Source organism: Erythrobacter sp. SD-21 (genome assembly GCF_000181515.1).
GTDB lineage: Bacteria > Pseudomonadota > Alphaproteobacteria > Sphingomonadales > Sphingomonadaceae > Qipengyuania.
In genome coordinates, this window is the sequence record NZ_ABCG01000001.1 from 149,383 (window position 1) to 173,767 (window position 24,385).

The following is a 24,385-nucleotide window of genomic DNA, read 5'->3' on the forward strand; positions in this document are numbered from 1 at the left end:
ATGGCAAAGCTTTCTCTTTTCGAACGTCGCCGTCGCCGTGTCCGCACCGCTCTTAAAAGCCGTGCCGGTGGCAAGCCCCGCCTGTCTGTGCACCGCACCGGCAAGCACATCTACGCACAGGTCATCGACGATGCCGCCGGCAAGACCGTCGCTTCGGCTTCGACGCTGGGCGTGAAGGGCTCGGGCGCGAATGTCGATGCTGCCAAGCAGGTTGGTACCGACATCGCCGCTGCCGCCAAGAAGGCCGGCGTGACCACCGTCGTGTTCGACCGCGGTGGCTTCCTGTTCCATGGCCGCGTCAAGGCGCTGGCCGACGCCGCCCGTGAAGGCGGGCTGGAGTTCTGATGATGGCTGACGAAAACAAGACCGAAAACGCAGAAGCGCAGACCGAAGAAAAGGTTGCGACTGCGGAAACCGAGCACGCTGTGACCAAGGAAGAGCCGGCGATCGCCGACACTCCGAGCGAAGCGGCGGCGAACCAGGACCCCGCACAGGGCGCTGAAGGCCAGCCGCGCGAGCGTGGTGGCCGTGGTGGCCGCGGTGGCAACCGTGATGGCGGTGGCCGTGGCCGTGGTGGTCGCGACAACCGTCGTAACAACCGCCGCGAGGAAGAAGACGACGGCATCATCGAGAAGCTCGTCCACATCAACCGCGTCAGCAAGACGGTGAAGGGCGGTAAGCGCTTCGGATTCGCTGCTCTCGTGGTCGTGGGTGACGGCTCGGGCCGTGTCGGCTTTGGCAAGGGCAAGGCCCGCGAAGTGCCGGAAGCCATCCAGAAGGCTTCGGCTGCTGCGCGCAAGAAGATGATCCGTGTCCCGCTGAAGGAGGGTCGTACCCTCCATCACGACGGTAACGGTCGCTTCGGCGCCGGCAAGGTCACCGTGCGGACGGCGCCTCCGGGTACCGGTATCATCGCCGGTGGTCCGATGCGTGCCGTGTTCGAGAGCCTCGGCGTTGCCGACGTGGTGACCAAGTCGGTCGGCACCTCGAACCCCTACAACATGATCCGCGCCACCTTCGACGCGCTGACCGACCAGACTTCGCCGAAGTCGGTTGCCCAGCGTCGTGGCAAGAAGGTTGCCGACTTGCTCGGCCGCGGTGGTGCTTCCGAGGCCGAGGCTGAAGCCGACGCCGCGGCAGTCGTGGAGTAATTCCAATGGCCAAAGCGAAAACCATCAAGATCAAGCAGATCGGGTCGCCGATCCGCCGTCCCGAAGGCCAGAAGAAGATCCTCATCGGTCTTGGCCTGAACAAGATGCACAAGGTCGTCGAACGTCAGGATACCCCTGAAGTGCGCGGCGCCGTGGCCAAGGTGCCGCATCTGGTGACGATCGTCGAAGACTAAGGTCGGATACGATTACAATTTGACGGGGGCGGCCTGCTGCTTTAGCGGGCCGCTTCCATTTTACAGCGCGAACAAAAGCGAAAGCGAGTGCACATTATGAAACTTACAGATCTTCGCGACAATCCCGGCGCCCGCAAGGAGCGCATCCGTGTCGGACGTGGCATCGGCTCGGGCAAGGGCAAGACCGGCGGCCGTGGCCAGAAGGGCCAGAAGAGCCGTTCGGGTGTCGCCATCAAGGGCTTCGAAGGCGGCCAGATGCCGCTTCACATGCGCCTGCCGAAGCGCGGCTTCAACAATCCGTTCGGCAAGGACTACGCCGAAGTGAACCTGGGCATGATCCAGAAGTTCATCGACGAGAAGAAGCTCGACGCCAAGAAGGACATCGACCACGCAGCGCTGAAGGCCGCCGGCCTCGCACGCGGCGGCAAGGACGGCGTCCGCCTGCTCGGCAAGGGCGAACTGAAAGCCAAGGCCAAGTTCATCGTCGCCGGTGCCTCGAAGGGCGCCATCGAGGCGGTCGAGAAGGCTGGCGGTTCGGTGGAAGTGATCGCCAAGGGCGAGAGCGAGGCCGAGAAAAAGGCCAAGCGCACCGAAGCGAACAAGGCCAAGAAGGCCAAGTAATACCGAAAATGTGGGGAGCGGGGTTCGACATTCGTCGCTCCGCTCCCTATCTGTCCGGTCAACGCCGGGACGGGCCGGCGACAAGCTAGGATCGAAGACGACCAATGGCATCAAGCGCCGATAATTTCGCGAGCAACATCAGCCTCGCCAACTTCTCCAAGGCCACCGAGCTGAAGAACCGCATCTGGTTCACCATCGGTGCGCTCGTCGTCTTCCGCTTCCTGAGCTTCGTGCCACTGCCAGGTATCAACGCGCGTGCGCTGACCCAGCTTGCCGACCAGACGCGCGGCGGCATCATCGACATGTTCAACATGTTTACTGGCGGCAGCCTGGAGCGCATGAGTCTCATCGCGCTCGGCGTCATGCCTTATATTACCGCGTCGATCGTAGTGCAGATGGCTTCGGCCCTGCATCCCACGCTTGCGGCGCTGAAGAAGGAAGGCACGGTCGGGCGCCAGAAGCTCAACCAGTACACGCGGTACGGTACGGTCTTCCTGTGCACCATCCAGGGCTGGTTCCTCGCCGCGGGCCTCGAGAGCTACGGCGCTTCGACGGGCATCGCCGCCGTGGTCGACCCGGGCTACATGTTCCGTGTGGGTGCGGTGATCAGCCTCGTGGGCGGCACCATGTTCCTGCTCTGGTTGGGTGAGCAGATCACCAGCCGCGGCATCGGCAACGGCGTCTCGCTCATCATCATGGCCGGTATCGTCGCTCAGTTCCCGACCTTCGTGACCAATATGGCATCGGGCTACAGCGAAGGCTCGATCGGCACCGGCATCCTGCTCGGCTTCATCGCCATGGTGGTCGGCCTGATCCTGCTGATCAGCTGGGTCGAACGTGCGCAGCGCCGCCTGCTGGTCCAGTATCCCAAGCGCGCCACGCAGCGCGGAATGATGCAGGCCGACCGTTCGCACCTGCCGCTCAAGCTCAACACGGCCGGCGTGATCCCGCCGATCTTCGCCAGCTCGCTGCTCCTGCTGCCGCTGACGATCACGCAGTTCGCCGGCAACTCGCTCGATCCGGAAAGCAATGTCGGCGGCACGTTCAGCACTGTCCTGCAGTACCTGCAGCATGGCCAGCCGCTCTACATGACGCTCTACGCCATCGGCATCATCTTTTTCTGCTTCTTCTACACCGCCGTGGTCTTCAACCCCGAGGAGACGGCCGAGAACCTGAAGAAGAACGGCGGCTTCATCCCCGGGATCCGTCCGGGCAAGCGGACCGAGGAATATCTCGATTACGTCCTGACCCGGATCACCGTGATCGGCGCGATCTACCTGACCTTCGTCTGCGTGGTGCCCGAATACATGATCGCCCAAACCGGCGTTCCGCTGTTCCTTGGCGGCACCAGCCTGCTGATCGTGGTCAACGTCACTGTGGACACCATTAGCCAGATCCAGTCGCACCTGCTGGCGCACCAGTATGGCGATCTTATCAAGAAGGCGAAGCTCAAGGGCCGCCTGCGCTAACCAGCCAACCCGATCGGAAGGGGACCGCTCTCGATGGATATCATTCTTCTCGGCCCTCCGGGCGCAGGCAAGGGCACGCAAGCGCATCGTCTTGTCGAGCATCACGGCATGATGCAGCTGTCGACCGGCGACATGCTGCGCGAAACGCGCAAGGCCGATACCGAGCTGGGCCGCACGGTTTCCGACATCATGGATTCGGGCGGTCTCGTGTCGGACGACATCGTCTCGGCCATGATCGGCGCCAAACTGGCCGACATGGGCCCCGACGTGGGTGCCATCTTCGACGGCTATCCGCGTACCGAGCATCAGGCTGCGCAGCTCGACGAAATCCTCGCCAAGCACGGCCGCAGCCTTGACCACGTCATCGAGCTCGAAGTGAACGAGGATGCGCTGGTCGAGCGTATTACTGGCCGTTACACCTGCGCCAATTGCGGCGCGGGCTATCACGATACCTTCAAGCAGCCGAAGATCGAAGGTGTGTGCGACGAATGTGGCTCGACTGAATTCAAGCGCCGCCCCGACGATAACGAGGAAACCGTGCGCCACCGCATGTCGGTCTATCGCAACGAGACGGCTCCGATCCTGCCCGGTTACGAGAAGCGCGGCATCGTGAAGCGCGTCGACGGCATGGGCGCAATCGACGAAGTCACGCACGCGATCGACGCAATCCTCTCCTGAGGCTTCCCAAACAAGGCAGCCGCTCATAGAACCGCCCTCGTCATGAGGGAGAAGGTGATGAGCAAACTCGCAAGTCTAGCCGGCGCAGCAGCGCTCAGCCTTTCCGCGCCTGCCGCTGCGGAAGTTGTGGCGAAGAGCGAGCAGGGTTTCGTCACCAAGGAAAGCACCGACATCGCCGCCAGCCCGCGCCAGGTGTGGCTGGCGCTAATCAAGCCGGGCGAGTGGTGGAATGACAGCCACACCTGGTCGGCCGATGCCTCCAATATGACACTCGTGCCCAGCGCTGGGGGCTGTTTCTGCGAAACGATCCCGGGCGAGGGCGATATCCCGCTCGACGGCAGCGCGCAGCACGCGGTCGTCGTGCAGGCGGTGCCCGACAAGGCCCTGCGCCTGCGCGGCGGCCTCGGCCCCTTGCAGGCCGTTCCCGCCACCGGCGTCCTCACCATCTCGCTCGAGGAGATCGATGGCGGCACGCGCGTGACCTGGGAATATAATGTCGGCGGACCGATGGGCTTCGAGATCGACATGATCTCCAAGGCCGTCGACGGCGTGATAACCCAGCAGCTTGCGGGCCTGCGCGACCATCTCGGGGCGCTTTCCGAGGGCGACTGAGCCGCCATCCGCGCGGAACCTCGCCCCCTCGCATAGATTGATCGGTCAGAGGCTGCACGTATGCAGTCGGGTCATCGCTGGCTGGCTATAAACCGGCCCGAATGCAGGACACCCCCGCATATCCGGGGAGAGATGGGAGGTGCGCCTTGGCATCCGTTTACGACAGGCACGTCGATCTTCCGACCTTCATGGAAGGCGTGAAGAAGCGCAATCCGGGGCAGGACGAGTTCATTCAGGCCGTCCACGAGGTGGCACAGGACATCTTCGAGTTCATCGAGGACAAGGAGGAATACCACGAGGCGCAGATCCTGCGGCGTATCGCCGAGCCTGATCGCGTGGTGTCCTTCCGCGTGTGCTGGGAAGACGACAACCACAACATCCGCGTCCAGCGCGGGTGGCGGGTTCAGAACAACAACGCGATCGGCCCTTACAAGGGCGGCATCCGCTTCCACCCCAGCGTTAATGAGAGCGTCCTCAAGTTCCTCGCCTTCGAGCAGACCTTCAAGAACTCGCTCACCGGCCTGCCAATGGGCGGCGGGAAGGGCGGCGCGAACTTCAACCCCAAGGGCAAAAGCGATAGCGAAGTCATGCGCTTCTGCCAGTCCTTCATGACCGAACTGTATCGCCACATCGGACCCGATACCGACGTGCCTGCGGGCGATATCGGCGTCGGCGCGCGCGAGATCGGCTATATGTTCGGCCAGTACAAGCGGATCACCAATCGCTGGGAAGGCGTGCTCACGGGCAAGGGCACCGAATACGGCGGATCGAAAATGCGGCCCGAGGCGACCGGTTATGGTGCGGTCTATTTCCTGCGCAACATGTTGGAAAAGGACGGGCAGGATATCGAGGGCAAGCAGGCGGTCATTTCCGGCTCCGGCAATGTCGCGACACATGCTGCCGAGAAGCTCTGCCAGCTAGGCGCCAAGGTCCTCACCCTCTCCGATAGTGACGGCTTCATCCACGATCCCGACGGCATCGACCAGGAGAAGATCGACTGGGTCAAGCGCCTCAAGAACGAGAGGCGCGGACGCATCAGCGAATACGCCGACCACTTCACCAACGCGACCTTCCACGAAGGCAAGAAGCCCTGGAATGTCGAGTGCGACATCGCCCTGCCGTGCGCGACGCAGAACGAGCTGTGCGAGGATGATGCGAAGGCGCTGGTCGAGAACGGCTGCATGGCCGTGTCCGAAGGGGCGAACATGCCGACGACGCTCGAAGGGGTGAAGGTCTTCCACGAGGCGAAGATCCTCTACGGTCCCGGCAAGGCCGCAAACGCCGGCGGGGTCGCCGTGTCCGGTCTGGAAATGAGCCAGAACGCCGAGCGGATCAGCTGGAACCACGACAAGCTGGGTGAAATGCTCACCGAACTCATGCAGGACATTCACGACAAATGCGTCGAGCATGGTGAGCAGGACGGATACATCGACTATGTCCGCGGAGCCAATATCGCCGGCTTCAAGAAAGTCGCCGACGCGATGCTCGCCTTCGGGGTGGTTTAACCGGATTTTGACGGACGCCGCGCCATTGTCTATGACACCCTTGATAACTCGGGCGGGGCGACCATATGGGCTGCCTTCGCATGTTTGCGTACGCGAGACGGTTGACCCTCGCGGCGAATCCTACTAAGCGCGCGTTTCATTCGACACTTGCGGCGAGTCCGGCAGGCGGTTGCCTATGTGCGCGCCATCCGGGCTTTTTGCGCTACCGGCGTCCACGGGTGTCAGTGAAAACAAAGCGTTGAGATGGGGTCCCGCTTCGAAAGGACCCTGTGGAGCATGGAGATTTAAGTGGCTCGTATTGCCGGGGTAAACATCCCCACCAACAAGCGCGTTATCATCGCGCTCACCTATATTCACGGTATCGGTCGCACCAAGGCCGTCGAGATCGCCGACAAGCTCGGCATCGATCACGCCACGCGCGTCCAGGACCTCACCGACGAGGAACTGCTTCGCGTTCGTGAGACCATCGATGAAGAGCATACGGTCGAAGGTGACCTTCGTCGCGAAACCGCGATGAACATCAAGCGCCTGATGGACCTGCGTTCTTATCGCGGCCTTCGTCACCGTGCCGGCCTGCCCGTTCGTGGCCAGCGCACCCACACCAACGCCCGTACCCGCAAGGGTAAGGCCAAGCCGATCGCCGGCAAGAAGAAGTAAGCTTCGGGTCTCCCGACAGCTTTTCCCTTCTTGAGAATATGTAAGGAATATACACCATGGCACGCGAACCAGGCCGCGTACGGCGCCGCGATAAGAAGAACATTTCTTCGGGCGTCGCGCACATCAACGCCAGCTTCAACAACACGATGATCACCATCACCGACGCGCAGGGCAACGCTATCAGCTGGTCCAGCGCCGGCATGATGGGCTTCAAGGGCAGCCGCAAGTCGACTCCCTATGCCGCACAGGTTGCCGCCGACGACGCAGGCCGTAAGGCCGCCGAACACGGCGTGCGCACCCTCGAAGTCGAAGTGAAGGGCCCGGGCTCGGGTCGTGAGAGCGCGCTGCGCGGTCTCGCGGCTGTGGGCTTCACCATCACCTCGATCCGCGACGTGACGCCGATCCCGCACAACGGGGTCCGTCCTTCCAAGCGTCGTCGCGTCTGATCCGTACCTGCCTGGTGGCTCGGATACGCTGAGCCACCGACACATTCACGGACCGGACGCTCGATAGAGAGCTCCGGTCCTGCCCGCATCCACACCAGGGGAAATCCATGTCCGTCAACATCAAGAACTGGCAGGAACTCAAGAAACCCAACACCCTCGACATCAAGGACGGTGGCGACAAGGGCCGCAAGGCAACCTTCGTGGCCGAACCGCTCGAGCGCGGCTTCGGTCTCACGCTCGGCAACGCGCTGCGCCGCGTTCTGCTGTCCTCGCTGCAGGGTGCAGCCATCACCTCGATCAAGATCGAGAACGTGCTGCATGAATTCTCCTCGCTCGCCGGCGTGCGCGAGGACGTCACCGACATCGTTCTGAACGTGAAGCAGATCGCGCTCAAGATGGAAGGCGAAGGCCTCAAGCGCCTTCAGCTCTCGGCCACCGGCCCGGGCGAAGTGAAAGCAGGCGACATCGCTGTCACCGGCGACATCGAGGTCATGAACAAGGACCTCGTCATCTGCCACCTCGACGAAGGTGCCACGCTGAACATGGAACTGACCGCGGACAGCGGCAAGGGCTACCGCCCCGCCGTGATGAACCGTCCGGTCGACGCGCCGATCGGCCTCATTCCGGTCGACAGCCTGTACTCGCCGGTTCGCCAGGTGAGCTACAAGGTCGAGAACGCCCGTGTCGGCCAAGAACTGGACTACGACAAGCTCAGCCTGACGATCGAAACCGACGGCACCGTCACCCCTGAAGACGCCGTGGCCTATGCCGCGCGCATCCTCCAGGACCAGCTGACGCTGTTCGTCCACTTCGAGGACGGCATCCCGCAGCCCAGCTCGGCCATGATCGGCCAGGCTGCAGAGCCGCAGGAAAGTGACACCAACCAGCTCAACCGTTACCTCCTCAAGAAGGTCGACGAGCTGGAACTGTCGGTCCGTTCGGCAAACTGCCTCAAGAACGACAACATCATTTACATCGGCGACCTGGTCCAGAAGACCGAGGCCGAGATGCTCCGCACGCCGAACTTCGGCCGCAAGTCGCTCAACGAGATCAAGGAAGTCCTGAGCTCGATGGGTCTGCGCCTCGGCATGGACATCCCTGGCTGGCCGCCGGAAAACATCGAGGAAATGGCCAAGAAGCTCGAACAGGAGCTGCTGGGCTAATCCAGATACACGGGAGTGGGCCGGACCCGTCAATCCGGCCCGTATCGGGCTACCTAGAACGGGCCCCCTACGAACGACAAAGGAAGTACAATGCGTCATAAAATTGCAGGCCGTAAGCTTCAGCGCAAGACTGGCCACCGAAAGGCCCTGTTCCGCAACATGAGCGCCGCGCTCATCAAGCACGAGCAGATCCTCACCACGCAGGCGAAGGCCAAGGAACTGCGTCCTTATATCGAAAAGCTGATCACGCTCGCAAAGCGTGGCGGTCTTTCGAACCGCCGTCTTGCCATGAGCAAGCTGCAGGACGAAACGCAGCTGAAGAAGCTGTTCGACGTTCTGGCCGAACGTTATTCGGACCGTGACGGCGGTTACACCCGCGTCATCAAGGCCGGCTATCGCGGCAGCGACGCCGCAGCCATGGCCGTGATCGAATTCGTCGACCGCGATGTCGACGCCAAGGGCCAGGACAGCGGCCCGGTGATGACCGAGGAAGAGATGGAGGACGCGTAAGCGCTTCGCTCGACAAGAGACACGAAGAGGCCGGGGGAGAAATCCTCCGGCCTTTTTCTATGCGCGCGCGGGAAGCTGTGCCACAAGGCGCGCATGATCAGACATGCCTTCGCAGCCACCGCGCTGCTCGCCGCCACACCAATTGCTGCCCAGTTGACCACCCAAGACGAGCTCGACTCTCGTTACGACCGCGCCCTCGCGGCCGGCTACAAGGCGCTGTTCTTGTGCAGTGCGATCGCGAATGCGGAAGCCGCTGGATCCAGCCGTGGTTCCGATAGCGTCCATAAATGGGAATTGACGGCTATCTATCCCAATCTGGACCCGATCATTCGCGATCTGCCTTTCAATATCGTCCGCGATATGGGGGGACCGCTGCAACTGGTGTCGGTAGAATGGGATGAAGATATGCCCTCCCGCACCGCCTATTACACGCCCGGGGTAGGGTGTTCGGTCATGCCGATTGGGCATTCGAAACCGCCTTCGACGCGCCCGCAGGACTCGGCAATCGCCGATCTGGCCAGCGCTGCCCAAAATCCGTTCGGCACTAGGCCGTCACGCGCGGGAATGGCTGTTGCGGAAACCGCATTCGACGGGGCTCGGTACGGGCCTGGCACGCGCACGACGGCTGTGGTGGTCGTGAAGGATTCCGATATTGTCGCTGAGCGATATGCCGAGGACTTCGGCCCGAATACGCCGCAGCGCACGTGGTCGGTCGCCAAGAGCCTAGCCGCAACAATCGTTGGTGCTGCGGTAGAACGGCGCGACGCCGACACATTAATGAGAGTTCCGGCGAGCGGCCTCACCGAGGGATTCGACCCACGCAATTCGATCACGGTTGACCATGTACTGCGCATGGCCTCGGGGCGGTATTCGGACACGCCGGGAAATCGCACCGATCCGCTGTACTGGGGCGGTACGACGGTCGATGAAAGAGCCATGACATGGCCTACGATTTACAAGCCCGGCACGGTCTACCGTTATGCCAACAACGATACGCTTGCCGCGGTTCAGGCTATCGAGAGGACGTTCGATCGCAACCCACCCGCCGCAATATTCGCCCGGATCGGTATGGCCAATACGGTCGCCGAAACCGATTGGCAGGGCAATTACATCCTCTCGAGCCAAGTCTGGTCGACCGCGCGCGATCTGGCAAAGCTCGGTCAGCTTTACATCGATGATGGTGTTCTCCCGAATGGGGAACGACTGCTTCCCGGCGACTGGCGCGCTTACGTGTCGGCACCCACGGGGCCACAGCCCGACGGTCCGTACGGCTACGGCGCAGGGTTCTGGCTGTTCAATAGTTCGGAGGGCGTGCCGGTTGATACTTTTGCGGCGATGGGCAACCGCGGCCAGTATGTCGTGATTGTGCCAAGCATGAATGTCGTGATCGTGCGTCGGGGCGAAGATCCTGCGGGAAATCGCTTCGATATTGCCACTTTCACGCGCGACGTACTTGAATCGCTTCGGAAATAGATGTTCAGAAAAATCGATGCATACCTGAACATTCACTGCAATCGGGATTCAGCCTCACCTCACAGCGAATCGCCTAGAACCTTAATCAACCGAGGCAATCCCGCCCCGGTAGAGATGAGGAGAACCTCACATGACCAACTATTTTCAGAAGTTTGCGAAGGGTGGGATCGCAACGGCTGCCGTCGGTGCAATGGCGCTCGCCGGTGCAACGCCTGCCCAGGCCCGTGACCGCGACGACGGCATTTCCGTCGGTGAGGTGATTGCCGGTGCCGTAATCATCGGCGGCATCGCCGCCATCGCCAATTCCGCGAGCCGCGACCGCGACTATTACCGCGACGGACGCTATTATCGTGACGGTCGCAATTACCGCGACGGACGCGATTATCGCTACAACCAGTACCGCAACCGCGGCAATCCGCGCGCAGCCGTCGAGCGCTGTGTGGCGGCGGCCAAGCAGGACGCCCGCCGCTTCGGTGGCTACCGCTACGCCCAAGTTATCGAGATCCGCGACGTGGACGACACGCGTTACGGCTGGAGGGTAAAGGGTCGCATGGTTGTCGATGGCAACTATCGCGGCGGACGCTACGATCGTCGGGGTTATCGCGACCGCAACAATCGCTACCAGCGCTGGAACGACCGCGATAGCGGCAAGTTCACCTGCAATATCGAGCGTGGGCGCGTGAGCCATGTCGACTTCAGCGGCATTCGGGGTCTCCGCTAAGACCTTTTGTAGAAAGACCACATACGGCCCGGGCGCAGGCGTCCGGGCCGTTTTTTGTGGCCGGTTCAGCCCCGCTAAAGCCTTTCGCGCGCATGAACCGGCAATCGTAAGACGAATCGCGCCAGGTGGGGGTGCGTAAGAACAGGGACCGGCCCATGCCGCACTTCAAGAACCTTCCCGCCATGCCTGCTGCGCTGGCAGCGCTTTCGCTCACCATCGTACCTGCCCAGGCCGCCGAGATGCCTGTTGTGCGCCAGGCTCCCGCCCATTCGGATGCCGTGCCCGTGCTCGATGTCAAGGCTTCGCAGACCGCGGAACATCGCCGCTATCACCGCTATCGCTATCGCCGCGGACCCGGTCTGGGCGATGTGCTGGCCGGCGTCCTGATCGTGGGTGCGATCGCCCATGTGGCCAAGGCGGCGACGCGGAACGACCGCCGCGAGCGCGATTATCGCCGCGACGCCAACTGGGATGACGGCCGCGGTATCGATCGCGCGGTCGAGATGTGTGTGGATGCCGTCGATCGCGAACGCCGCGTGGAGACAGTCGACCGGGTCGATCGTACCGCGCGCGGGTGGATCGTCGAGGGCACGATCACGCGCGGCGATCCCTTCACCTGCCGGATCAACGAAAACGGCCGGGTCGAGGATGTTGACTTCGGATCACGCGGCGCTCGCTTTGACGACGACCGCGACTATGACGAGGGCAATGAAGACGTTGGATACGACCGCGACGAGCGCCGTTACGAAGACGATCAGGGCCAGGACGACGACGCCCAGTGGGGCGATGATCGCTATGCCAGCGAGTGGAGCCGTATCGACCGTGAAGCCGTCGAACCGCAGGGCGCGCAGCCGGCCTATCCCGGTGGCCCCATCGAGGGCGACGACGGGGAAGTCGATGGCGATCTCGACATCGGAACCGGTTACCCCGGTGCGGGCGTCTAGGGCTTGTCGCCCCCGCGCTCCGCATAGGAGGGCAGGGCAAGGTTGAACAGGATTGCGGCGAGGCGCAGGGCGAAACCGGCCAGCGCCGCCGCAATCCACGTCCACCAATTGGTGATCCCCAGCATGTTCCCGGCCACGGTGATGAAGGCTGAGAGCGCGGCTGCGGTCACATAAAGTTCGGGGCGCATCAGGATCGATGGTCGGCCTGCCAGCACGTCGCGAATGATGCCGCCAGCGGTCCCCGTGATGACGCCCATCAGCACGGCAGGGATGGGCGGTACGCCGTATTGCAGCGCCTTGGCTGTGCCGAGAACGGCGTAGGCGGCAAGTCCCACACCGTCGGCAATCGAGAGGAATTTGCCCTCCAGCCAGCGCGTCGGTGTAAACCATGTGAACAGCGCCACGCCCAGACAGATCGCCGCCACCCAAGGGTCGGCAATCCAGAACACGGGCGCGCCGATCAGCAGGTCGCGGATCGTGCCGCCGCCCACGCCGGTGATCAGCGCGAAGAAGGACAGCGTCACCAGCGTCTGCTTTTCCTTGGCCGCCACCAGCGCGCCGGTGAGCGCGAATATCGCCACGCCGGCAAGGTCCAGCCAGTCGAGGACGGGGGTGAGTATTTCCTCGTTCAAGCGGCCACCTCCGGGCGCGCCCTGCGGCGGCGGAACATTAGGACGCAGCCGAGCAGCGAGCCCAGCACTCCCAGCAGGGCAAAGAGAATGAGGATTGGGTGACTGGTGTCCTCACGCGTTTCCAGATCCATGATGTGGAGGCCCCAGACGAAGTCGAAGGTCCGCCACCAGCGTGTGCGCACCGCCTCGATCGCGCCGGTTTCCGTGCCGACATAGACGTGGGTACCGTCTTCCAGCACGACCTGCCAGACCGGCATCGGGCGGCGGAAATCGAAGGGCACGGCGTCGGCCTCATGGCGTGCGGTGCTGACCACCTTGTCGCCGCCGTGGATGCGTTCGCCCACGATCAGCCGCGCTTCCACTTCGGACAGTGGCGCCATCTTTGCGCCATTCGTGCGGAAGCGTTCGCTCGTCCCGTCCATATAGGTGATGCGCGTCACGGTGTCGCCGCGCTCGACCTGCGTGGTGACCGAGCGGACCGGCTCGGTGCTTTCGGATGGTAGCGCGACGGAGATGTTGGTATCGGGCGGCAGGGCGCGTTCGGTGACGTCCTTGCGCAAGTGGTTGCCGCGCACTTCTTCAATCGGCTTAATGACCATGACGAGGCCGGTGACCGTCCACATGAGGATGGGTACGCCCACCAGCCAGCCGAGCCAGATGTGCCATTTCGCAAAGCGCTGCATGATGCGCTGGTGGGCCAAGCCAATTCCCCTTCGTCAGATTGCGAGCCTTGGCGGGGTGGGCTCAGGAGTGCAAGACCCGGCCGATCTCTTCCGCAGCTTCGATGGCCGCAAGGTCCGCCCAGCGCGGGGCCATGACTTGCATGCCGCACGGAAGCCCGCCGCTTTCGCCGATGGGAAGGACGGTGGCGGGGAGGTTGGGGAAGGTCGCAAGGCCAGCCCAGCACAGGCCCGAAGCCCCCGGAACATCAGAACCATCGACCTCTATGGTTCCGTCGAACACGCGGGTCTTGCTGTTCGGCACGGCGAGCACGGGCGCGGGCGGAGCAAGAACGAGGTCATATGTTTCGAACAGGCGATGCCAGGCTATCTGGTTGCGCGCCTGCGTGTCGAGCAGGTCGAACCAGTCGGTCGCGCTCGCGCGCTTGCCGTCCTTGTTTGGCGCGCCGCGCGCCATGGCGATGTTGAGCATGCGCATGTAATTGCCGTGCTGATGCTCGAGATCGGGGACGAGGTCGCTCGTGCGGTCGACGGTCACTCCGGCCTTTTCCAGCGCGCTGGCGGCCGCTTCCATCGGGCCGCGCACGCCGGTGTCGGTAGGGCAGGATGGATGATCGATGAGCATCAGGACGCGGCAATCGCGCAAGGGTCGGGTGCGCTCGGACAGCGGCATGGAGGCGGTGAGGCGCAAGAGCACCGCAAGATCGGCAGCGTTGCGCGCCAGCGGGCCGGCAATGGAAAGCGCCCCGTCATGCGCGCCGCGTCCCGCCATCAGCGGATGGTCGTGTCCTTCCTTGCTGATCAGGCCCCAGCTCGACTTGTGGCCCCAGACGCCGCAGAAATGCGCAGGGACACGCACGGAGCCGCCGATGTCGGTACCGAATTCGCACGGCACCAGGCCGCTTGCGACGGCCGCCGCCGAACCGCCCGAGGATCCGCCCGGCGAACGCTCGTGATCGTGGGGATTGTGCGTGCGGCCATAGACCGGGTTGGCAGATTGCCAGTCGGCAAGATCGGGCGGAACGTTGGTCTTGCCCAAGAAGACGGCGCCCGCCTGCTTAAGCAGCGTGACCACGCGCGAATCCGCCTTGGCGATGGCGTCCCGGTGTGCCTCGTGCCCCCAGCTTGTGGGCAGGCCTTCGATGTCGAAGCTTTCCTTGATTGTCATCGGCACACCGAACAGCGGCTGGCTGCGTGAGCCGCCGCTGCCGGCCATCACCTTGGCCGTATCGCGCGCACGGTCGAAATCGCACACGACGACCGCGTTGATATGCGCATCGAGCCGCTCGATCCGCGCGATCGCGTGGTCGACGGCCTCGAGCGGCGACATGTCGCCGCGTGCGATCATGGCGGCGGTCTCGATCGCGCCGGGCTCTTCGGTCAGTTTCGGATAGGCCAAGGTACGCTCTCCCTCGCGACGCAGATTAGGCGCATCACGAAGGAAGGCAATGGAAGGCTATTGCCGCACACCCTCGATTTGGTTGCCGCTCTGGAAAAGCGTGACCGTCGTCACATCGCCCGCAGCGTCGCGATTGAATACGAGCCGCGCGTCGACGACCTTGGGGAAGAACTCGTCTTTGCCCTTGGCGAAAACCGGAAAGGCTTCCTGCCCGGTGGCCTGTGTCATGAACTGGCCATCCTCGACGAAGAAGCGCAGCGCGAATTGCGGACTCACGACGTAGGTGCCAGCGTAATCGGCCAGGCTCTCCGGATCGACGCCCACCTCGACGCGCTTGCTCGCCAGTTCGACCTCGCCGCCCTTTGCCATCGTCATGAGCGAGCGGCCCAGCTTGTTGGCGCTCCCGCCGTTGACGTTGGCCAGGACGACCACAGTGATGTCGCTCGCGGGGTCATGGCCAAGCCAGGTGTTGCAAATCCGGAAGGAAACGGCCCGCGGCTCACGAGGAGCAGCGAGCCGCTTAAAGTGCCCCGCCGCCATCGGAGGCGGTCGGGTTTCCGAAATAACGGGCTTAAATGTGGATCGGCTTGCCCTGGACGGCCATGGCCGCTTCCTTGATCGCTTCCGAATGCGTCGGGTGGGCGTGGCAGGTGTAGGCGATGTCTTCCGACGTCGCGCCGAATTCCATCGCCTGTGCGGCCTGCGCGATCATGGTGCCGGCAACGCTTGCAATCGCCCAGACGCCGAGAACGCGGTCGGTATCCGCTTCGGCGATGACCTTCACGAAGCCGTCGGGCTCGTGATTGGTCTTGGCGCGGCTGTTGGCCATCATCGGGAACTTGCCGACCTTCACCTTGGCCTTGTCACCGCCCATCTTCTCGATGGCTTCTTCGGTGGTGAGGCCGACACCGGCGAATTCGGGGAGGGTGTAGACCACGCCCGGGATGATGTCGTGGTTCACGATACCAGTCTGGCCCGCGATGTTCTCGGCACAGGCGATGCCTTCGTCTTCCGCCTTGTGCGCGAGCATCGGGCCGGGGACGACGTCGCCGATAGCCCAGACGCCGTCGACGGCGGTGCGGAAATCGTGATCGGTTTCGATCTGGCCGCGCTTGTTGGTTTCGAGGCCGATGTTTTCGAGGCCTAGACCTTCGGTGTTCGGCTTGCGGCCGATCGACACCAGCACGCAATCGGCTTCGAGCGTTTCTTCGTCGCCGCCGGCGGAGGGTTCGAGCGTCAGCGTGGCTTTCTTGCCCTTGACCGTCACGCCGGTGACCTTGGTCTTGAGCTTCAGCTCCATGCCCTGCTTCTTGAAAATCTTGGCGGCTTCCTTGCGGACATCGTCGTCCATGCCGGGCAGCAGCTTGTCGAGATATTCAACCACGATGACTTCCGCGCCGAGGCGGTTCCAGACCGACCCCAGTTCGAGGCCGATCACGCCGCCGCCGATGACGACCATCTTCTTCGGCACCGAGGCCAGCTCGAGAGCACCGGTCGAATCGACCACGACCTGCTTATCGTTGTCGACCTCGACACCCGGCAGCGGGGTGACCGAGGAGCCGGTGGCGATGATCACGTTCTTCGCGGTGACGGTCTCGTCGCCGACCTTGACGGTATGCGCGTCCTGGAAGGTGGCGTGGCCCTTCTTCCAGTCGACCTTGTTCTTCTTGAACAGGAATTCGATGCCGCTGGTCAGGCCCTTGACCGCATCGCGGCGCTGGGCGTGCATCTTGTCGAGATTTAGCTTGGGAGCGACTTCGATGCCCATGTCGGCCATCGTGCCGTTCGCGGCAGCGTCGAAGAACTCCGACGCATGCAGCATCGCCTTGGAGGGAATGCAGCCGACGTTGAGGCAGGTCCCGCCCAGCGTCTCGCGGCTTTCGGCGCAGGCGGTCTTCAGACCCAGCTGCGCAGCGCGGATCGCGGCGACATAGCCACCCGGGCCAGCGCCGATGACAAGGACGTCGTAGTCGTATTGAGCCATGTGTCTTTCCTCAGAGGTCGATCAGCATCCGGGTGGGATCTTCGATCGCTTCCTTGATGATCTTGAGTGCGGTGACCGCCTCGCGGCCGTCGATCAGGCGGTGGTCGTAGGACAGCGCGATATACATCATCGGGCGGATGACGATTTCACCGTCGACGACGACCGGGCGATCCTCGATGCGGTGGAGGCCGAGGACGGCGCTCTGCGGCGGGTTGATGATCGGAGTCGACATGAGAGATCCGAACACACCGCCGTTGGAGATGGTGAAGGTGCCGCCCTTCATGTCTTCCATCGTCAGCGTGCCTTCCTTGGCGCGCTTGCCGAAGTCCGCGATGTCCTTCTCGATGCGGGCAAAGCCCTTGTCCTGCGCGTCACGAATGACGGGGACCACAAGGCCGTTGGGCGCCGAAACGGCGACCGAGATATCGACGTAATCGTGGTAAACGATCTCGTCGCCCTCAATATAGGCGTTGACCGCAGGCACGTCCTTCAGCGCAAGGCAGGCGGCCTTGGCGAAGAAACCCATGAAGCCGAGACGGATGTCGTGCTTCTTGGCGAACATGTCCTTGTACTTCGCGCGCGCTTCCATGACGGCGGACATGTCGACATCGTTGAAAGTGGTGAGCAGCGCCGCGTTGTCCTGCGCGCCTTTCAAACGCTTGGCGATGGTCTGGCGCATTCGCGTCATCTTGACGCGTTCCTCGCGGCGATCGCCGGTTGCGGCAGGCGCGGGCGAAGGAGCCGAAGCAGCCGGGGCCGGGGCAGGGCTGTCACCCTTGGCCTTGGCAGCGGCGATGACGTCTTCCTTGGTAAGGCGACCGTCCTTGCCGGTGCCCTTGATGGTCGAGGGGTCGACACCGTGTTCGAGCACTGCGCGGCGCACGGCAGGCGAAAGCGTCTGCGATGCGTCACTGCCCGTGGCCTCCTTGGCCTGCGCGGGAGCAGCCTTCTCGACACCTGCGTCAGGAGCCGCTGCCTTGGGCTCGCTCGACGGAGAAGCGCCAGCGCCGCCTTCCTCGACTATGGCGAGGACAGCGCCGACTTCCACCGTGTCACCCACGGCGACCTTGAATTCCTTGATCACGCCGGCGACGGGCGAGGGAGCCTCGACCGCGACCTTGTCGGTTTCAAGGCTGACGATGGGCTCGTCCACCGCGACGCTGTCGCCGACATTCTTCAGCAGTTCGCCGATGGAGGCTTCGGTGACGCTCTCGCCGAGCGTGGGGACTTTGACTTCGGTGGCCATGGTCGTTGGTTTCCTTTTCAGGCCTCAATCAATTGCAATTGCTGGTGGCAGCGGAGTTGTCTCCGCCATTCAGGCCCAGCGCGATGTTGACGAGCGCTTCCTGCTGGACCTGGTGACGGCTGGCAAAGCCAGTGGCAGGCGACGCGGCGACTTCGCGGCCCGCATAGCAGGGACGCATGCCATCCTTGCCTGCCTTGGTCGCCGATTCCTCAATCAGGCGATCGACGAAGAACCAGGCGCCGTTGTTCTTGGGCTCTTCCTGGCACCAGACGATGGTCTCGAGATTGGACATGCGCTCCAGACGCACGGCCAGCGGTTCGCCCGGGAAGGGGTAGAACTGCTCGATACGCACAATGGAGACGTCTTCCAGCCCGGCTTCGTCGCGGCGTTGCATTAGATCGTAGGCGACCTTGCCGCTGCACAGCACGAGGCGCTTGACCTTCTTGTCGTCGATTTTCTTCAGGTCCGACTTGATGCGCATGAAGTGATGGTCGCCCATAAACTCTTCCGCCTTCGACTTCGCCAGCGGATGGCGAAGGAGCGACTTCGGAGTCATGATGACCATCGGCTTGCGGAACGGGCGCAGCATCTGGCGGCGCAGGACATGGAAGTAGTTGGCCGGGGTGGTGATATTCATCACCTGGATGTTGTCGTTGGCGCACAATTGCAGGAAGCGTTCGAGACGCGCCGAGCTGTGTTCCGGACCCTGACCTTCGTAACCATGCGGCAGCAGGAGGACGAGGCCGTTGGCGCGCAGCCACTTTACCTCGCCGGCAGCGATGAACTGGTCGATCATGATTTGCGCACCGTTGGCGAAATCGCCGAACTGCGCTTCCCACATGACGAGGCTCTTCGGGTCCGCCATGGCGAAACCGTATTCGAAGCCGAGCACGCCGTATTCGGACAGTGGGCTATCATAGACCTCGAACTTGCCGTGCGGCAGCGTGCAGAGCGGGATGTACTTGCTCTCGTCCTTCTGGTCGATCCAGACGGCGTGGCGCTGGCTGAACGTGCCGCGGCCCGAATCCTGGCCCGACAGGCGCACGCCGAAGCCTTCTGTCACAAGGCTGCCGAAGGCGAGCGCTTCGCCGGTCGCCCAGTCGAACCCTTCGCCGCTATCGAACATCTGGCGCTTGGCATCGAGCACGCGTCCCAGCGTCTTGTGGATGGTAACGTCTTCCGGGACGGTGGTGAGCGTGCGGCCAAGGCTGTCGAAAAGCTTCTTGTCCAGCGCGGTTTCCACGTTTCGGCGCGCGGTTTCCGGGTCGGCCGGCTTGTTCATGCCGGCCCAGCGGCCACCGAACCAGTCGGCCTCGTTGGGCTTATAATCCTTGGCGGCGGCGAATTCTTCTTCGAGGTGTTCGTTGAACTCGTTGCACAGAGAGTCGGCATAGCCCTGGTCGATGACGCCTTCGTCGATCAGGCGCTGGGTGTAGAGTTCGCTCACCTTGGGGTGCTTGCGAATTTCGTCATACATCAGCGGCTGGGTGAATTTCGGCTCGTCGCCTTCGTTATGGCCGAAGCGGCGATAGCACCACATGTCGATCACGATGTCGCGGCCGAACTTCTGGCGATATTCGATCGCCAGCTTGCAGGCGAAGGTCACGGCTTCGGGATCGTCGCCGTTGACATGCAGGATCGGCGCCTGAACGCCTTTCGCCACATCGCTCGGGTATGGGCTGGAACGCGCGAATTGGGGCGAGGTTGTAAAGCCGATCTGGTTGTTGATGACGAAGTGCAGGCAGCCGCCGGTGTTATAGCCGCGCACGCCAGAGAAACCGAGGCACTCCCACACGATACCTTGTCCTGCGAAGGCCGCGTCGCCGTGGAGGAGGACTGGAAGGACCTGCTCGTGCTGCTTCAAGTCATCGCGGATGGCCTGCTGCGCACGGGTCTTGCCGAGCACGACGGGGTTTACCGCTTCGAGGTGCGAAGGGTTGGGCACGAGGCTCATGTGCACGTCGATACCGTCGAAGGTACGGTCGGTGCTGGTGCCGAGGTGGTACTTCACATCGCCCGAACCGCCGACATCGTCGGGGTTGGCGCTGCCACCCGAGAACTCGTGGAAGATGACCTTGTAGGGCTTGCCCATCACGTTGGCGAGCACGTTCAACCGGCCGCGGTGGGCCATGCCGTAGATGATCTCGCGCACGCCGAGCTGGCCGCCATATTTGATCACGGCTTCGAGCGCCGGAATCATGGACTCGCCGCCATCGAGGCCGAAGCGCTTGGTGCCGACGTATTTCTTGCCGAGGAACTTCTCGTATTGCTCGCCGCGGATCACGGCGGCGAGGATGGCGCGCTTGCCTTCCTCGGTGAACTGGATCGTATCCTCGGGCGTCTCGAACTGGTCCTGAAGGAAGCGGCGTTCCTCCGTATCCGAGATATGCATGTATTCGAGGCCGACCTTGCCGCAATAGGTCTCGCGCAGGACGCGGTAGAGTTCGCCCACGGTGACCCATTCGAAGCCGAACACGCCGCCGACATAGACCTCGCGGGCCTCCTGTCCGGCAAAGCCGTGCCATTCCAGCGTCAGGTCCTCGGGAACATCCCGATGCGACAGGCCCAGCGGGTCGAGATCGGCAGCCAGATGCCCGCGCACACGATAAAGGCGTACGAGCAGCATCGCGCGGATACTGTCGTCGGCGGCCTGCTCAATGGCCTTGGGGTCGGCAGGCTTGCCGGCCTTTTCGGCGGCCTGCTTGACCGCGAGGCGCATCTGCGTGGGGTCGAGCGCGGCGGTAAGGTCCGCTTCGCTGTCGACCACTTGCTGCAGCCAGTTCGGATTGCCCCAGCTGGGGCCGGCCTGCGGCCCCTCCTGGTCGCCCATTTCAGGCAGGAAGTTCTGGCTCTCGTTACCCATTTTCAGTCCTCATGGAGAGGGAGCGTTCGGCGGTTACGCCAGTTCCTTCAGCATCGCGTCGAGCGTCGTGCCGAGCTCGGAAGGCGACGGGCTGACGCGGATGCCCGCATCTTCCATCGCCGCGATCTTGTCGTCCGCGCCGCCTTGGCCGCCCGAAACGATTGCACCTGCGTGGCCCATGCGGCGGCCCGGAGGCGCCGTGCGGCCCGCGATGAAGCCGACCATCGGCTTGCTGCGGCCCTTGGCGGCTTCCTGCTTGATGAATTCGGCCGCTTCTTCTTCCGCGCTGCCGCCGATTTCGCCGATCATGATGATCGACTTGGTGTCGTCGTCGTCGAGGAAGAGGTCGAGCACGTCGATGAAATTGGTGCCGTTAACGGGGTCGCCGCCAATGCCGACGGCAGTGGTCTGGCCGAGGCCGACCATGGTGGTCTGGTGGACGGCTTCATAGGTCAGCGTGCCCGAGCGCGAGACCACGCCGACGCTACCCTTCTTGAAGATGGATCCGGGCATAATGCCGATCTTGCATTCTTCCGGCGTCAGCACGCCAGGGCAGTTCGGGCCGATCAGGCGCGACTTCGAGCCGGCGAGAGCAGCTTTCACCTTCACCATGTCGAGCACCGGAATGCCTTCGGTGATGGCGACGATGAGTTCCATCTCGGCATCGATCGCCTCGAGGATGGCGTCGGCTGCGAACGGCGGCGGCACGTAGATGCACGAAGCGGTCGCGCCGGTTTCAGCCTTGGCTTCGGCTACGGTGTTGAACTGCGGCAAGCCGATGTGGTCCGTGCCGCCTTTGCCGGGCGTGACACCAGCAACCATTTTGGTGCCGTAGTCGAGCGCCTGCTGCGTGTGGAAGGTGCCGGTGTTGCCGGTCATCCCTTGCGTGATGACCTTGGTATTCTTGTCGACGAGGATGCTCATTCGGATTCTCCCACGTAGGAAACAGGTATGTGGAAAGCGATCGGGCCGGTGGCTCCGTCGCGCTCGTAGGTCACGAGGCGCAGGGAGCGTCCGTCGTGGGTCCAGATCAGATCATCGCCCTTGGCGCTGGGCGTGCCGTACAGGCCGGTGAGGGCGGAGCGCAGGTTCTCGGCCGTGGCCTCGTCCTCGATGCGGCCCGAAACACGGCAGACACTGGTCACGCCGCGATCCTTCCCCGAACTCACCAGCGCAGCCGTTTCGCCGGAGCGGAAGAGCTTCGTCTCGCGTTCTTCCGGCACGGCGGCGGTGGCGGCTGCGTCTTGCGCCCATCCGTCTTCGGCCAGCGCCCGGTCACCGAAGCCCTCGGCGCCGATGGCGGGAATGCAGGCGCGTACGGCGCTAAGGATGTCGTCGGTACCGACAAGGGGGAGGGCGGTCAGCACGAAACGCGCGCTCGGCGCGCTGCGTTCGCCGGTCGGCTCAACCCGCATGGCCAGCCCGTCGAGGTCCCATGTGTAGGCAAAACCGTCCTGTCCGGTCGGCATGCCTAGCGTCTGCGACACCTGCTGCAGCAGTGGTACGTAATTCGACGTGCTCTCGAGACGCGCCTGAATTGCGCATTCGCGGCTGCGCAATTCGTCGCGGGTGGCCACGACATAGGCGCGGTTGTTGCGGCTTTCGTAGATGCCGCGCACCTTGCGCGTGCGCCGCCGTTCACCGCGGACCTCGGCCGTGTACCAACCCTGCTCCTCGAGCGCGTCGGTATCGATCCAGGTCGGTGTGGTGATCGAACGACAGGCGGCAATCGCGCCCAGCACGTCGTCGGCGCTGGCCGGCTTCATCTGCGCGGCCGCAGGAGTTGCCGCTGCAGCGGCAACAAGGGCCAGGGAACTGTAGATAGCGAAACGCACGTAACTTACCTCAGCTTGTCTGCCGCGTCTGGAAGGTGCCGGTATTGCCGGTCATCCCTTGGGTGATGACCTTGGTGTTCTTGTCTACGAGGATGGACATTGAAAAGCTCCTAGAATGCCGCGCCGATGAGCCGCACTTTTGGTTGGTCAGATTGGTTGTCGGTATAAAACTGAATCCCGCGAAATCCAGTCGTAGTCGAGACCATCCAGACGTCGCTGCCGGACTGCTTTAATGCTTTCGTTTTCAGCATTTCGTTCAGCTTCTTCGCGAGCGTTGTCTGGTCGCCGGTTTCAGCCAGAACCGCATGGACAACGCAGGTGCGAGCGATGCCGTCCTTATCCGCTGGAAATTCGACGGTGACGGGGGCCGACACGTGACGATAGCCGCCTTCGCTTGGCACCCAGGCGTCGTTCTCGAAACGGGACTTATCCGCTCCATCCTTGCCCGCAGAGAGCATGCACATCGCCGCTGAGTTGGCGACATCCTCAACCGTGGCAGTCTCCGCGGTCACAAGATCGCCAGCCGCAATCAACGCTGCCGGGGCTAGGATGGTGGGAAGAAGCATCACGCCAGCGAGCTATCCAGACCCTTACACGCCTCGAGCAGTTCCTCGACCGCGTCGGTCGAGACCTTGAGGTTGCTCTTTTCCTCGTCCGAGAGTTCGATCTCGATCACTTCCTCGGTGCCGCCTGCGCCGATCATGGTGGGCACGCCGACATAGAGGCCGTCGAGGCCGTATTTGCCTTCGACATAGCTGGCGCAGGGCAGGATGCGCTTCTGGTCGCCGAGATAGGCTTCGGCCATCGCGATGGCGCTGGTGGCCGGGGCGTAATAGGCCGAACCGTTGCCGAGCAGGCCGACGATTTCGCCGCCGCCCTTGCGGGTGCGGTCGACGATTTCATCGATGCGGCCCTGGTCGACACCCTTGATCTTGGCGAAGTCGTTGACCGGGATGCCGTTGATCGTGGTGTAGCTGGTGACGGGGACCATGGTGTCGCCGTGGCCGCCGAGGACGAAAGCGTTCACGTCCTTCACCGACACGTCGAATTCCCAGGCGAGGAAGGTCGCGAAGCGCGCGCTGTCGAGCACGCCGGCCATGCCGACGACCTTGTTGTGCGGCAGGCCGCTGAATTCGCGCAGCGCCCAGACCATCGCGTCGAGCGGATTGGTGATGCAGATCACGAACGCGTCGGGGCAGTTGTTCTTGATGCCTTCGCCGACGGCCTTCATTACCTTGAGGTTGATGCCGAGAAGGTCATCGCGGCTCATGCCGGGCTTGCGGGGCACGCCGGCGGTGACGATGACCACGTCGGCGCCGGCGATATCCGCATAATCGTTCGAGCCGGTAATCTTGGCGTCGAAGCCTTCGATCGGGCCGCACTGCGAAAGGTCGAGCGCCTTGCCCTGCGGCATGCCTTCGGCAATGTCGAACAGGACGATGTCGCCCATTTCCTTCTTCGCGGCGAGGTGAGCGAGGGTGCCACCGATCATGCCGGAGCCGATGAGCGCGATCTTCTTGCGTGCCATAAGGGAAAAGCGTCCTTCCGAGCGTCGCGGGACAAGTTTTGTCTGGACCGCTGTGGCGCACGGATGTCCCGCGT

26 protein-coding genes are annotated in these 24,385 nt (G+C 63.1%); 15 read left to right on the forward strand and 11 right to left on the reverse strand.

What is annotated here, in order from left to right; genetic code table 11:
- From rplR to ED21_RS00865, 15 genes are all read left to right on the forward strand, one after another.
- Complete coding sequence (gene rplR / locus ED21_RS00795; protein WP_006831894.1) at positions 1–345, forward strand: 50S ribosomal protein L18; 345 nt, start codon at positions 1–3, stop codon at positions 343–345.
- Positions 345–1,151: a 30S ribosomal protein S5 gene (gene rpsE / locus ED21_RS00800; protein WP_006831895.1), complete on the forward strand. Its 807-nt coding sequence runs from the start codon at positions 345–347 to the stop codon at positions 1,149–1,151. Before rplR ends, rpsE begins: the two co-directional genes overlap by 1 nt.
- A 5-nt stretch (positions 1,152–1,156) precedes the next feature.
- Positions 1,157–1,345 (forward strand): 50S ribosomal protein L30, encoded by a 189-nt coding sequence (gene rpmD / locus ED21_RS00805; protein ID WP_006831896.1) that lies wholly within the window; start codon positions 1,157–1,159, stop codon positions 1,343–1,345.
- A 96-nt stretch (positions 1,346–1,441) separates the two neighbouring features.
- Positions 1,442–1,966: a 50S ribosomal protein L15 gene (rplO, locus tag ED21_RS00810; RefSeq protein WP_006831897.1), complete on the forward strand. Its 525-nt coding sequence runs from the start codon at positions 1,442–1,444 to the stop codon at positions 1,964–1,966.
- A 104-nt stretch (positions 1,967–2,070) separates the two neighbouring features.
- Entirely contained in the window at positions 2,071–3,435 is a 1,365-nt protein-coding gene (gene secY, locus ED21_RS00815) for a preprotein translocase subunit SecY (RefSeq protein WP_006831898.1), read from the forward strand.
- 33 nt (positions 3,436–3,468) lie between these two features.
- A complete protein-coding gene (locus ED21_RS00820; RefSeq protein WP_006831899.1) occupies positions 3,469–4,113 on the forward strand; it encodes an adenylate kinase in 645 nt (214 codons plus the stop codon).
- Between the two features lie 57 nt (positions 4,114–4,170).
- Positions 4,171–4,725 (forward strand): SRPBCC family protein, encoded by a 555-nt coding sequence (locus ED21_RS00825; protein WP_034921116.1) that lies wholly within the window; start codon positions 4,171–4,173, stop codon positions 4,723–4,725.
- Between the two features lie 188 nt (positions 4,726–4,913).
- Entirely contained in the window at positions 4,914–6,230 is a 1,317-nt protein-coding gene (gdhA, locus tag ED21_RS00830) for an NADP-specific glutamate dehydrogenase (protein WP_006831901.1), read from the forward strand.
- A 288-nt stretch (positions 6,231–6,518) separates the two neighbouring features.
- Positions 6,519–6,887 carry a 30S ribosomal protein S13 gene (rpsM, locus tag ED21_RS00835; RefSeq protein WP_006831903.1) on the forward strand — a complete coding sequence of 123 codons (369 nt, stop codon included), beginning with the start codon at positions 6,519–6,521 and terminating at the stop codon, positions 6,885–6,887.
- Positions 6,888–6,943: 56 nt separating this feature from the next.
- Positions 6,944–7,333 carry a 30S ribosomal protein S11 gene (gene rpsK, locus ED21_RS00840; RefSeq protein ID WP_006831904.1) on the forward strand — a complete coding sequence of 130 codons (390 nt, stop codon included), beginning with the start codon at positions 6,944–6,946 and terminating at the stop codon, positions 7,331–7,333.
- 107 nt (positions 7,334–7,440) lie between these two features.
- Positions 7,441–8,496, forward strand: a complete 1,056-nt coding sequence (locus ED21_RS00845) for a DNA-directed RNA polymerase subunit alpha (protein WP_006831905.1) — start codon at positions 7,441–7,443, stop codon at positions 8,494–8,496.
- Between the two features lie 90 nt (positions 8,497–8,586).
- Positions 8,587–9,006, forward strand: a complete 420-nt coding sequence (rplQ, locus tag ED21_RS00850) for a 50S ribosomal protein L17 (RefSeq protein WP_006831906.1) — start codon at positions 8,587–8,589, stop codon at positions 9,004–9,006.
- A 93-nt stretch (positions 9,007–9,099) separates the two neighbouring features.
- Complete coding sequence (locus ED21_RS00855) at positions 9,100–10,479, forward strand: serine hydrolase (RefSeq protein ID WP_006831907.1); 1,380 nt, start codon at positions 9,100–9,102, stop codon at positions 10,477–10,479.
- A gap of 130 nt (positions 10,480–10,609) precedes the next feature.
- On the forward strand, positions 10,610–11,200 hold the full coding sequence (locus ED21_RS00860; protein WP_006831908.1) for a hypothetical protein: 591 nt from the start codon (positions 10,610–10,612) through the stop codon (positions 11,198–11,200).
- A gap of 155 nt (positions 11,201–11,355) precedes the next feature.
- Positions 11,356–12,144 (forward strand): hypothetical protein, encoded by a 789-nt coding sequence (locus ED21_RS00865; protein ID WP_006831909.1) that lies wholly within the window; start codon positions 11,356–11,358, stop codon positions 12,142–12,144.
- Here ED21_RS00865 and ED21_RS00870 read toward each other — a convergent pair.
- The 11 genes from ED21_RS00870 to mdh all read right to left on the reverse strand — a co-directional run bounded on the left by ED21_RS00870 (position 12,141) and on the right by mdh (position 24,311).
- Positions 12,141–12,776 (reverse strand): trimeric intracellular cation channel family protein, encoded by a 636-nt coding sequence (locus tag ED21_RS00870; RefSeq protein WP_006831910.1) that lies wholly within the window; start codon positions 12,774–12,776, stop codon positions 12,141–12,143. The genes ED21_RS00865 and ED21_RS00870 overlap by 4 nt on opposite strands.
- Entirely contained in the window at positions 12,773–13,477 is a 705-nt protein-coding gene (locus ED21_RS00875; RefSeq protein ID WP_006831911.1) for a PepSY domain-containing protein, read from the reverse strand. The genes ED21_RS00870 and ED21_RS00875 overlap by 4 nt, the downstream gene beginning before the upstream one ends.
- 43 nt (positions 13,478–13,520) lie before the next feature.
- Positions 13,521–14,855: an amidase family protein gene (locus ED21_RS00880; protein WP_006831912.1), complete on the reverse strand. Its 1,335-nt coding sequence runs from the start codon at positions 14,853–14,855 to the stop codon at positions 13,521–13,523.
- Between the two features lie 57 nt (positions 14,856–14,912).
- Positions 14,913–15,287 (reverse strand): DUF3471 domain-containing protein, encoded by a 375-nt coding sequence (locus ED21_RS00885; protein ID WP_006831913.1) that lies wholly within the window; start codon positions 15,285–15,287, stop codon positions 14,913–14,915.
- A gap of 139 nt (positions 15,288–15,426) precedes the next feature.
- The gene (gene lpdA / locus ED21_RS00890) at positions 15,427–16,839 is read right to left on the reverse strand and encodes a dihydrolipoyl dehydrogenase (RefSeq protein WP_006831914.1); all 1,413 of its coding nucleotides are present in this window, start codon (positions 16,837–16,839) and stop codon (positions 15,427–15,429) included.
- 10 nt (positions 16,840–16,849) lie between these two features.
- The gene (gene odhB / locus ED21_RS00895) at positions 16,850–18,085 is read right to left on the reverse strand and encodes a 2-oxoglutarate dehydrogenase complex dihydrolipoyllysine-residue succinyltransferase (protein ID WP_006831915.1); all 1,236 of its coding nucleotides are present in this window, start codon (positions 18,083–18,085) and stop codon (positions 16,850–16,852) included.
- 28 nt (positions 18,086–18,113) lie between these two features.
- Entirely contained in the window at positions 18,114–20,948 is a 2,835-nt protein-coding gene (locus ED21_RS00900; protein WP_006831916.1) for a 2-oxoglutarate dehydrogenase E1 component, read from the reverse strand.
- Between the two features lie 33 nt (positions 20,949–20,981).
- Positions 20,982–21,872, reverse strand: coding sequence for a succinate--CoA ligase subunit alpha (gene sucD, locus ED21_RS00905; RefSeq protein ID WP_006831917.1), 891 nt, complete (start codon positions 21,870–21,872; stop codon positions 20,982–20,984).
- Complete coding sequence (locus ED21_RS00910; protein ID WP_156787194.1) at positions 21,869–22,783, reverse strand: hypothetical protein; 915 nt, start codon at positions 22,781–22,783, stop codon at positions 21,869–21,871. Before ED21_RS00910 ends, sucD begins: the two co-directional genes overlap by 4 nt.
- Before the next feature lie 110 nt (positions 22,784–22,893).
- Positions 22,894–23,352 (reverse strand): hypothetical protein, encoded by a 459-nt coding sequence (locus tag ED21_RS00915; protein ID WP_156787196.1) that lies wholly within the window; start codon positions 23,350–23,352, stop codon positions 22,894–22,896.
- Positions 23,349–24,311: a malate dehydrogenase gene (gene mdh / locus ED21_RS00920; RefSeq protein WP_006831921.1), complete on the reverse strand. Its 963-nt coding sequence runs from the start codon at positions 24,309–24,311 to the stop codon at positions 23,349–23,351. The genes ED21_RS00915 and mdh overlap by 4 nt, the downstream gene beginning before the upstream one ends.
- Positions 24,312–24,385 lie beyond the last annotated feature (74 nt).